General features: G+C 62.6%; 11 protein-coding genes and 3 pseudogenes. 6 read left to right on the forward strand and 8 right to left on the reverse strand.

Going from position 1 to position 9,059, the window contains the following annotated elements; genetic code table 11:
- Positions 1–203 precede the first annotated feature (203 nt).
- The 3 genes and pseudogenes from ACSSV4_RS22680 to ACSSV4_RS22690 form a co-directional block, all read left to right on the forward strand.
- The gene (locus tag ACSSV4_RS22680; protein ID WP_247651388.1) at positions 204–473 is read left to right on the forward strand and encodes a hypothetical protein; all 270 of its coding nucleotides are present in this window, start codon (positions 204–206) and stop codon (positions 471–473) included.
- Positions 470–787 (forward strand): type II toxin-antitoxin system RelE/ParE family toxin, encoded by a 318-nt coding sequence (locus ACSSV4_RS22685; protein WP_454277264.1) that lies wholly within the window; start codon positions 470–472, stop codon positions 785–787. Before ACSSV4_RS22680 ends, ACSSV4_RS22685 begins: the two co-directional genes overlap by 4 nt.
- Positions 788–826: 39 nt before the next feature.
- A pseudogene (locus ACSSV4_RS22690) lies at positions 827–1,372 on the forward strand (exonuclease domain-containing protein); the annotation flags it as partial.
- Positions 1,373–1,703: 331 nt separating this feature from the next.
- Here ACSSV4_RS22690 and ACSSV4_RS22695 read toward each other — a convergent pair.
- The 3 genes and pseudogenes from ACSSV4_RS22695 to ACSSV4_RS22705 all read right to left on the reverse strand — a co-directional run.
- A pseudogene (locus tag ACSSV4_RS22695) lies at positions 1,704–2,162 on the reverse strand (baseplate multidomain protein megatron); the annotation flags it as partial.
- Positions 2,163–2,172: 10 nt separating this feature from the next.
- A complete protein-coding gene (locus ACSSV4_RS22700; RefSeq protein WP_454277265.1) occupies positions 2,173–2,601 on the reverse strand; it encodes an NlpC/P60 family protein in 429 nt (142 codons plus the stop codon).
- The gene (locus tag ACSSV4_RS22705) at positions 2,601–3,485 is read right to left on the reverse strand and encodes a DUF2163 domain-containing protein (protein ID WP_454277267.1); all 885 of its coding nucleotides are present in this window, start codon (positions 3,483–3,485) and stop codon (positions 2,601–2,603) included. The genes ACSSV4_RS22700 and ACSSV4_RS22705 overlap by 1 nt, the downstream gene beginning before the upstream one ends.
- Positions 3,486–3,562: 77 nt before the next feature.
- Here ACSSV4_RS22705 and ACSSV4_RS22710 point away from each other — a divergent pair, with 77 nt between their 5' ends.
- Both ACSSV4_RS22710 and ACSSV4_RS22715 read left to right on the forward strand, forming a co-directional pair.
- Positions 3,563–3,856 (forward strand): type II toxin-antitoxin system TacA family antitoxin, encoded by a 294-nt coding sequence (locus tag ACSSV4_RS22710; protein ID WP_454277268.1) that lies wholly within the window; start codon positions 3,563–3,565, stop codon positions 3,854–3,856.
- Entirely contained in the window at positions 3,844–4,368 is a 525-nt protein-coding gene (locus ACSSV4_RS22715) for a GNAT family N-acetyltransferase (protein WP_454277269.1), read from the forward strand. Before ACSSV4_RS22710 ends, ACSSV4_RS22715 begins: the two co-directional genes overlap by 13 nt.
- Before the next feature lie 3 nt (positions 4,369–4,371).
- Here the strand turns inward: ACSSV4_RS22715 and ACSSV4_RS22720 are convergent, their stop codons facing one another.
- A complete protein-coding gene (locus tag ACSSV4_RS22720) occupies positions 4,372–4,998 on the reverse strand; it encodes a phage distal tail protein, Rcc01695 family (protein WP_454277270.1) in 627 nt (208 codons plus the stop codon).
- Positions 4,998–6,335 (reverse strand): annotated as a pseudogene (locus ACSSV4_RS22725) (phage tail tape measure C-terminal domain-containing protein); the annotation flags it as partial. The gene ACSSV4_RS22720 and the pseudogene ACSSV4_RS22725, both read right to left, overlap by 1 nt.
- 174 nt (positions 6,336–6,509) lie before the next feature.
- Here ACSSV4_RS22725 and ACSSV4_RS22730 point away from each other — a divergent pair.
- The gene (locus ACSSV4_RS22730; RefSeq protein WP_454277271.1) at positions 6,510–6,755 is read left to right on the forward strand and encodes a hypothetical protein; all 246 of its coding nucleotides are present in this window, start codon (positions 6,510–6,512) and stop codon (positions 6,753–6,755) included.
- 59 nt (positions 6,756–6,814) lie between these two features.
- Here ACSSV4_RS22730 and ACSSV4_RS22735 read toward each other — a convergent pair whose 3' ends face one another.
- The 3 genes from ACSSV4_RS22735 to ACSSV4_RS22745 all read right to left on the reverse strand — a co-directional run bounded on the left by ACSSV4_RS22735 (position 6,815) and on the right by ACSSV4_RS22745 (position 8,838).
- Entirely contained in the window at positions 6,815–8,125 is a 1,311-nt protein-coding gene (locus tag ACSSV4_RS22735; protein WP_454277272.1) for a type II toxin-antitoxin system HipA family toxin, read from the reverse strand.
- Positions 8,125–8,376: a helix-turn-helix domain-containing protein gene (locus tag ACSSV4_RS22740; protein ID WP_454277273.1), complete on the reverse strand. Its 252-nt coding sequence runs from the start codon at positions 8,374–8,376 to the stop codon at positions 8,125–8,127. Before ACSSV4_RS22740 ends, ACSSV4_RS22735 begins: the two co-directional genes overlap by 1 nt.
- A gap of 141 nt (positions 8,377–8,517) precedes the next feature.
- Complete coding sequence (locus ACSSV4_RS22745; RefSeq protein WP_454277274.1) at positions 8,518–8,838, reverse strand: hypothetical protein; 321 nt, start codon at positions 8,836–8,838, stop codon at positions 8,518–8,520.
- Between the last annotated feature and the right edge of the window lie 221 nt (positions 8,839–9,059).

Genomic DNA, 9,059 nt, shown 5'->3' on the forward strand with positions numbered 1-9,059 from the left:
ATTGGCTGAGAAAAGACAAAACCCAACCCGATCAGCAGGTGCAAAGAGTAGCTTAATTTACGCCAGATCCTGTCCAACCGATGGGGAGTAGCTCACAGGGGGCTTTTTGCGTTTGGGGATGTTCGGCAACGGCGTTGCGTCCGCCACGGTTGAAACCATCGCTCCGATCCAGTATATGACTGAGTCATACCATGGAGGCGCGGATGACCGTCAAAACCACCCTCAGCTTCACCGACCGCCACCACCAGTTCCTTTCTGAAAAGGTCGGGCAGGGCGTGTTCGCGACCCAGAGCGCTGCAGTCGCGGCCGCGCTGGAACAGATGATGCAGGATGAACAGGAACGCGACGTGGCCCTCTCTGCCCTCACGCAGGAAATCCGTGCGCGCATGGAAACGCCGCGCGAAGAGTTCATCGACCAGGACGACGCCTTCGCCACTGCCCGCCGTACTATCGGGGCGGCCCGCGGAGCGTGAACTACCGCATTCGTTTCCACCCACTTGTCGCGCGCGACCTTGACGCCATCGCCCAGTGGATTCTCGATTATGCCGGTCCCGATGCGGCCGCCCGCAAGCTGGCCGAGATCGAGGCGGCCATCACCATGCTGAAGGCCACGCCGCACAAGGGCAGTCTACGAGATGAAATCTCCCCTGGTCTGCGTGCCATCCCGGCAGGGCGCAAAGCCGTCGTTGCCTTCGTTGTTGACGATGACGCCGCCGAAGTGCTTGTTTACGCTGTCACCTATGGCGGCGCGGATTGGGCCATGCGCAGCAGCGCGCGCAGCCGGTAATGGGGCAGAGGCCGCTTGTTTGTTTGAAAGGGCCCTCTGATGGGATTTGTCTTTTACGATCTTGAGACCACCGGGATATCGCCCGCATTTGATCAGCCGCTGCAGTTTGCAGCGATCCGGACAGATGACAATTTTGCCGAGATTGACCGCGTCAACCTTCGCTGCCGGATCGTGCCGCACATCATCCCGTCCCCTCAGGCGCTGATTGTCACCGGCGTTACGCCCGCGCAGCTGGTTGACCCAGAGCTGCCGAGCCTGTTCGAGTTCACCCAGACGATCACGGACCTGACCGAACGTTGGGCGCCTGCGACATGGGTGGGCTTCAACACCATCCGTTTCGATGAGGAGGTGCTGCGTCAGGCGTTCTATCAGAACCTTCAGCCGAACATCTATGCCACACAGTTCAACGGCAACAACCGGCTCGACATCCTGACCGCCGTCTATGCTGTGTGGTGCCGCAATTCCGGTCTGATGCATTGGCCGACCGATGACACCGGCCGCACTACCTTCAAGCTGGATCGTCTGGCCCCTGCCAACGGCTTCAACGCGCACAATGCCCATGATGCCCTTGGCGATGTCGAAGCCACGATCCATGTCGCCCGCCTCATTGCCAGTGGCGATCCCGCGCTCTGGTCGGCAATCCTGCGCAACCGCGACAAGCAGAACGTCATGGCGACGCTGGAAACCTTCCGCCCCGTGGAGTTGGTGCTGCGCTTCGGTGGTGGGCCACCCCGTGCCTATGTAGGGTGCTTCTGTGGCACTGCTAACGGAAACCCGACGCAGGCGGCCTTCTTTGATCTGCAGGCGGGCGATCCGGAGGCATTGATGCAGGCCGATGATGCGGCGCTGTTCCAGGCGGTCGACGGTACGCCCCAGATCATCCGCAGCATCGCGACCAACAAGGTGCCGTCTCTCAGCGCCAGGTCACACCCGAAAGATCCATCGACTTGCCGTCGGCCCAGATGCGCCCCACACCGGTCACTTCGCCCTCCGAGAGCGCCACGGCGAAGGAGGCAAAGTAGAGAAACTCCGTGGTGGTGACCTTTGGTCCGCTGCCCTTGCCGCCGCCCTGGCGGCTGGTCTTTGCCTCCTCGCGGAAATCCGTGGCCCAGATGATGTTGCCGCCGATGCGCATGCGCCCGAAGAGGCGCGGGATCACGGCACCCTCGGTCGAGGAGGTGATGCGCAGACTGTCGAGGCGCTGGCCTTCGATCCGCTGCGCGGGGGCCAGCGACGAGACGATCCAGTTATCGACCACCGACCCGATGGAGGAGCCGACAAAGCCGCCGATGGTGGCGGCGCTCACGCCGAGGAGGCTGCCGCCGATCGAGCCGCCAATCGCGGTGCCGACGGCGCCGAGGACAAGGGTTGCCATGATGAAACACTCAGATGTTGCTGGAGCGCGGGAACAGGAAGGCAAAGGCGATGCGCCGCCGCCAGCTCGCGGTGAGCGGTTGCTCGATCACGCCAAGGTGCTCATAGGCGTGGATGAAGCTTTGGGGGCCCGTGAGGATCCCGACATGTTTGGTAATGGCGCGGGGGGCCATGCGGAACAGGACCAGAGCGCCGGGCGGTGCGTCGGCGGGTGCTGTTTCCATCATCATGCGGCGCGCCCCCTCGGCCAGCACCTCGCGTGGCCCGGTCTCGCCCCAGTCCCGGCTGTAGGGCGGGATCGGGAAGGGCTCGTCGCCCACCACCTCGCGCCAGAGGCCGAGGCAGTCACAGCCGACCCCGCAGAGGCTCGCCTGATCATGATAGGGCGTGCCGAGCCAGCGGCGGGCAGTGGCGATGACAAGGGCGGGATCGGCGGTCATCACAGGACTTCTCCGTCATGGCTGCCATCTTGCGACGCATATCTGAGGACCGCGTCCTGCCCCGGGATATGTGGGAAGCCCCGGAAGTTGGGGGTGTTGGCGAACTTGCCCGTGCAGGTGGCGATGCGCTTGTCGCAGCCTGCCCGCGCGATGAAACCGTCGCCCTCAGCAACGGCGCGCACCGGCGCTTCCAGCAGGGTCAGGGTCGCGATGCTCCCCTCCAGCCCGTGCGCCAGCACCTCGGTGACGCGCCCGGCATTCGCCCCGCTGGTCCAGGTGAGCGTCCCGGATGTGAACCATCCGGCCTCGAACCCTGCCAGCCCCGAGGCCCGGAAGGCACGGTCACGCAGCAGGTCTGTCACCACGCCTGCGCCCTTGTAGACGGCGTTTTCCAGATCGATCCCGCAGCGCGCATCGCCAAGTTCCGCATCGCATCCCGCCTGAAACGTCCGCCCGACGGTCTGGCCGAGGAGATGTGCCAGACTGCGGACCTCGGCGACAAAGGCGATCCGCCCGCGCCGGATTTGCCCGACCGCACCCCGGCGCAGCAGAACCCTCTGGCTGGTGTCGGCCCAGTTCGCCCGCCACAGCTCCACCGCCGCGTTGTCCCAGCGCCCGTCGAGAATGTCGGTTTCCGTGATCCGGTCCGAGGTCAGCACGCCACTTGCGTCCTGTGCATCCACCGCGAGATCGGAGCCTGCGCGGATCTCCGAGGCGGCAAAGCCGCTTTCGGGTTCAAAATCGGTGCCATCAAAGGCCAGTGGGCGGTCATGATCGGTAAAGCCCACCGCGACACCATCGCTGCGCGAAATCCGCCAGCACCAGGCGAGCGTGGTCGTGCCATCGTCGAGATGGGCCTGCAGGTCGGGGGAGAGAAATTTCATGATTGGTCCGTTCCGCAGTTGAAATGTAAAGCTGCTGTCTTTACATGTGGGATCAATTCATCACAGGAGTGCGTGCCATGGTTGCCGTGACCCCCAACGAGGACGCCCAGCGCCGGTCGCTGATCAACCTTCGCGTCACCCCGCGTGACCGCGAGTTGATCGACCGTGCCGCAGCGACCCTCGGCAAGAACCGCTCTGAATTCATGATGGAAGCCAGTCGGCAGGCCGCCGAGGATGCCCTGATGGATCGCACGGCGTTCCGACTGGACGCCGAGCAGTTCAGTGCCTTCATGGCGCAGCTCGATGCGCCGCCCGCCTCGAATGAGCGTTTGCGCAAGCTGCTGGCCACGCCCGCGCCATGGGACAAGTGACGCCGGGCGACGGGCCCCTGCGCGCGCCGGAACCCTTGGCTGACGATCATCTGACCGATGGTTTTGCATCCGGCGCGCCGACGCTGGACACATGGTTGAAGCGCAAGGCGCGCGCCAATCAGGCCTCGGGCGCGTCACGGACCTATGTGTTGTGCCGGGGCCCGCGCGTGGTTGGCTTTTACGCGCTGGCCGCCGGATCGGTCAGCCATGATCTGGCCCCGCGCAAGTTGCGGCAGAACATGCCCGACCCGGTGCCGGTCATCGTGCCGGGCCGATTGGCGATCGATGCCTCCGAACAGGGAAATGGCCTTGGCCGCGCGCTCTTGCGCGATGCGGTGTTGCGCATCACGGCGGCGGCGCATGAGGTTGGCATCGCGGCCATTCTGGTGCACGCGCTGAACGACCGCGCGAAGGCCTTTTACCGCGATGCGGGATTTTCCGAGACGGCGGTGGAGCCCCTGACGCTGTTCCTGCGGATCAAGGATGCCAGGGCGCTCTTGGGCGAGGGGTGATCTTCACCGCCGGATCTCGATGAGCGGGATGGAGGTGATCGACCCCAGCCGTTCGATATCGAGGGTCACATCCAGCGTGTCACTGTCGAAGCGAACGGGCACATCGAACTCAAACCCAGCCGTGATCGCGTCGCCCACGCCGGGAGCGGTGGTGAAGGTGACGTTGCTGGTGGTTGGATCAACGCTCCAGCCCGACATCTGCTCGACCCCGTTCAGGGCAAGGCGGACGCTGCCTATGACCGGCTTTGCGATGACGCGCGTCCAGCTTTGTACGCCAGAGCTGTAGCGCTTGACCAGCTGGAAGGCCGTCGTCGCGCCGTCGCCCGTGCAAATCAGCTGATCGGTTGGGACGACCGGCTGCGAGGGCAGGCTGGATTTGTAATCCGCCCAATCCTTGAAGCGAAACCCGTGCAGGCGGCCGTTACGGGCTTCAAAGAAGGCCACCACTGCCGCCAGATCATCGGCACGGCGGATGCCGTAGGCCACATGATAACGACGGCGCGAATTAGCCCAGCTGGCGTTGCGTTCCTCGTCACCTGAAGCCAGTTCCACCACCTGCGTGCGCCGTTCGGGCCCGCCGCGCGCCCCGCGGCTGATGTTGTCGGGAAAGCGCACCTCGTGAAACGCCATCATATGCCCCTCTGGCCGAGTGACACCGCGCGGGCAATGTCGGCCGCGACCTGTGTTCTGGACTGCCGGAAGCTGTCGGCGTCACGCGCGTTGATGGTGACATTGACGGCGGGTGCTGCGGACTGTCCCTGGCCAAAGCCAGCCGCCTCTCGACGCGACAGCACCCGTTCGCCGCGTTGCAGGATCGCCGGAACCTCGTCCGGGCCAATCGCCGGGAAAATGCTCCCCCGGAGCATTTTCTGGCCCGCCTCATATCCGGCAAAGCCACCCGAATGCATGCGCGGCGCACCGGCGAAGGCCAGAGCCGGGACCATGCGACTGGGGCCCGGCGCGCCGACCACGCCGCCCGCGTGCAGAATGCTGGCGAACAACCCGCCCGCACCGCCCAGCGCGCCGGAGAGCGCATTGGCGATGGGGCCAAGAATGAAGCGCCGCGCCGCCAGTTTCGCGAGATCGGCAATCATCGACGTGACCAGATCTCCAAAATCGAGCTTGCCGGTCTTCACAAACTCACCCACCGCATTCTCGGCGCTTTGGAAGGCGCCGACCAGCGTGCTCCCGATATCGCCGCCAATGTCGCGGGCCCTGGCGGCATAGTCGGCCAGCGTGGCGGTGACGGCGGCCCAGCCGGTCAGGGCGGTTTTTGCGCCGTCAGCGGTTGCTGTCCCGGCTGCGCGACCAGCCGCCCCGGCATCCCCGGCGGCACGGCCCGTTTCGTCAAGTTCCTCGCTCAGCTTAGCGGCGGCGGCATCGGCTTTGGCCAGTGAGGCCTCTGCCTCTGCCCCGCTGCCAGTCATCGCGTCGCGCAGCGCCTGCAGGCTGGCGAGCGGCCGACCGGCGGCATCGGCCAGCATGCCCGCCGCCTCGCGAAACCCATCGGCGCGGGTGCGGGCATCCTCGGCCATCGCGCCGAGGCCAAGGTCGGGGGGGTCCAGGAAGCTGCGCGACAGGGCGGCCGAAAAGGCGTCGGCCGCAGCGGTCCCGGCAGCGGTGGCCGCCCCTTCAAACGGGTTGCCGATCCGACCCAGTCCGACAGGATCGAGCGTGCCGATCCGCACGCCGCCCTCGCCGGTGGCCCATTCCGGCAGTAGCGCAAGGGCCGCGTTCAACCCGTTGATGAAGCGGTTGATGCGGGTGACGACGCCGTTCAGCATCGCCTCGATGCCGGAGATCAACCCGTTCGCGGCCTGGAAGGCGAAATCACCGATGGCACCGGGCAGTCCGCCCCAGATCGCCACGGCGGCATCAAAGGCCCCCTGAAAGATCGCTGCCGTCCGGTCGCCGAAATTCACCACGCCCACAATCGTGCCCTCAAGTGCTAAAAGACCGGACGCCTTGCGGTGCACATGGCGTTAGCGACGCTGTTGCGCGCGGCCTGCCAGTCGAAGGTGGCCTGCACGCCCTGCGGTCCGGAAATCTCGATCCGGGGGCGCGGCAGATAGCTTTGCCCTTGAGCCTTCGATCTACCGGAACGGCGCAACGCGCCAAACCCTAACCAAGGAGATCAAGACATGGCACGCAACACACAAAAGCAGACCACCACCTTCCAGCCGAGCGCCCCCGAGTTTCTGGCATGGCACGTCACCCAGCGCGGCGAGAAATCCTTCTGGAACAAGGTCGGTGCCGCCTGGCGGCACAAGGACGGCCACGGCTTCACCCTTCAGCTTGAAGTCATGCCGATCAATGGCCGCATTGTTCTGCGCCACCCGATAGAAGACCCGGCATCACCGGCCCAGGAAGAGGAGAAGGGCGCATAAGCGCCCTTCTTTAATCATCATAAGATGTGGAGTTGTGCGGCGATGCCGCATATCTTCATTTATTCGCTGCCCGCGAGCCGCGTTACACGCTGGTCAAAACCGCGCTTGACGGATTCGAACAGTCCAAGCGGGAAACCGGCAGGCATTTCTGCCAAGGCCTTCGCAAAGGCCTTTTTGGATTCTGCTTCGATGTCTTTGAAAATCTGACCGATTTGCTCGCGCGAAAAACCTGCTGCCAAGCCTGTTTCCATGAAGTGGCGACCGAGAATGTCAGAAACCTTATAGTGGCGACTTTTGCCAATGCGCATCGCGAGCTTCATTTCCTTGATCTGAAGCTGACCAGCGTCGAGCGTCGGCTGCACCGTCAGGACATCATACAGCGGGGTCATGGTAAAACGGCCGCCTGGTGTCAGAGCGATACTGAAATTCTTTGCATGACCATCCGTCGCGCCAATCAACCAGAACAGGACGTTGGCTTTGAAGAAATTGGCGCGGTCGCGAAGCGGCTCATCGCTTCCTTGGAGCAGATCGCAGATTTCAACGATGCCAGGACCGCCCTCATTCTGATATTTGCGCGTCGGCGGAATGGACAATGCCTGACAGCAATCCTCCTGGGGCAGGCGGATCAGCCTTCCGTCGCGGGCGCGCAGGCGATCAAAGCGCTCGATGACCAGCACCTTCGTATCTGCAAAAGTCGTAATCTCGGTTTTAGCGACTGGAAGGCCAAACGCGGCCATTAGGCGAAGACAGAAATGCTCGTTCTCAATGCTATCGGTCAGGTCCATGCCGTTGGGCAATTTTCCAATCGCAGGCTTGAAGATATGTGTCGTCGCCGTGGTGCCTGTAGGCTCAATCCATTTGCCCTCGTGATAGAGCAGCGCAGTCTTTTCCTGCGCACCGGCAACCGAAATTCGGAAGTCGGTCTCACGGCGGATACCAAGCGGGGTGCGCTTGAGGTCTTTGAGCATGGCCGCGATCTGCTCGTCACTCAAAGGCTCGCCGGTCAGTTCGTCGGACGCTTCTGGCTCTTCACCTTCTGGCAAGAATTGCAAAGCGCCTACGCAGTCCCGGCCAATCTTTGCAAGTAGACTGTAAGCATCTAGACCATCTGCGCCTATGCGCTCAGCCACGCGTCTGCGGATATCATCATTGTCGGGTAGCAGATTGTCGAAGACGGCGACGACGGGCGGTCCCACATAGCGCTCTGACCTTAGTGGTAGCGAGCGTGAAACGGGCAGGGTGTTTTCCCAAGCCAACCATTCCGGGGCATAGGTGAAGGCAAACGCCCCGTCTGGTTCACGGAAGAACTGTCCGACCTTTCGGCGGTTCATGAAAACATCAAGCGGCGCGTATGTTCGCTTGCGCCCCATCAGAATATATACTCAAGGTCGCCGGGCTTCATCTTGCTGCGCGGGACGATCTGAATTTCCAGGTCAAGCGCCGCGAGGAGGTCGAAGATTGTATCGAGCTTAGCACCGCTTGCGCTGGTTTCGATGGTCGAGATGGTTCGCTGCCAGATGCCTGAGCGGCTGGCGAGTTCGGCCTGGGTAAGTTTCTTGGCCTTGCGAGCGTTGCGGAGTGCGTTGCCAACGTCCTTTGGGCTTCGGGCGATTTGATCCATAGTGATGATCCTTTCATCATCATTATGATCTAGGGTTCATTAAATGTCAATATGTCGTAAGGATCATATTTCCTATTTATGATGCGAAGAACATAAATCTTGATTATGATCTATGCATCATAAGCTGTTGGATCACATCTCTCACGGCTTCAGCGCCACGAGCCAATCTGAAATCTTCGGATCGCCCGTGACACTGTCAATGTATCCATCTACCGGCGAATAGAACTCTGCAGCGGTCAGGCTGCCTTCCACTACGAACAAGCGATCCCCTTCCTTAACCCGGTCTCCGACCTTCAGTGACTGGAAATGCAGAAGGTCGCCTAGCGCAACCTGCGCCTCAGGGTTTAGGCCGACCTCCACAAGCCCCCCGCGCTCGCGCACCCGCTCGCCCGTTCCGGTGATGTAAACATGCTCTTTCATAGCGGTGAAGCATCCGGCTTTCTGACTGCGCTTGGTTTGCATTCCCGCGCTGAGCTACCTTTGCGATGCATCGCATGGGCGGTGCGGATGGCTCACCTCACCGTATCTTCCGCGCTTAGCTTGAAATGCTGCCGCAGTTCATCGAGCTGTAAGGCATGTGCCTCGTCGTGGCCTGCTGCCGGTTTCGTGGACACGAAGATAAGATCGTGACCATGGAATTGGAGAGTGGATATGACGAGACGGAAGTTCAGCCGCGAGTTCAA

It is taken from the genome of Roseovarius sp. MBR-154 (assembly GCF_053628595.1).

What these genes read in the sequence shown, in the direction of transcription:
- ACSSV4_RS22680 (WP_247651388.1), top strand. Translation starts at nt 204, where the DNA reads ATGACCGTCAAAACCACCCTCAGCTTCACCGACCGCCACCACCAGTTC.
- ACSSV4_RS22700 (WP_454277265.1), bottom strand. Translation starts at nt 2,601, where the DNA reads ATGACCGCCGATCCCGCCCTTGTCATCGCCACTGCCCGCCGCTGGCTC.
- ACSSV4_RS22705 (WP_454277267.1), bottom strand. Translation starts at nt 3,485, where the DNA reads ATGAAATTTCTCTCCCCCGACCTGCAGGCCCATCTCGACGATGGCACG.
- ACSSV4_RS22710 (WP_454277268.1), top strand. Translation starts at nt 3,563, where the DNA reads ATGGTTGCCGTGACCCCCAACGAGGACGCCCAGCGCCGGTCGCTGATC.
- ACSSV4_RS22715 (WP_454277269.1), top strand. Translation starts at nt 3,844, where the DNA reads ATGGGACAAGTGACGCCGGGCGACGGGCCCCTGCGCGCGCCGGAACCC.
- ACSSV4_RS22720 (WP_454277270.1), bottom strand. Translation starts at nt 4,998, where the DNA reads ATGGCGTTTCACGAGGTGCGCTTTCCCGACAACATCAGCCGCGGGGCG.
- ACSSV4_RS22730 (WP_454277271.1), top strand. Translation starts at nt 6,510, where the DNA reads ATGGCACGCAACACACAAAAGCAGACCACCACCTTCCAGCCGAGCGCC.
- ACSSV4_RS22735 (WP_454277272.1), bottom strand. Translation starts at nt 8,125, where the DNA reads ATGGGGCGCAAGCGAACATACGCGCCGCTTGATGTTTTCATGAACCGC.
- ACSSV4_RS22740 (WP_454277273.1), bottom strand. Translation starts at nt 8,376, where the DNA reads ATGGATCAAATCGCCCGAAGCCCAAAGGACGTTGGCAACGCACTCCGC.
- ACSSV4_RS22745 (WP_454277274.1), bottom strand. Translation starts at nt 8,838, where the DNA reads ATGCAAACCAAGCGCAGTCAGAAAGCCGGATGCTTCACCGCTATGAAA.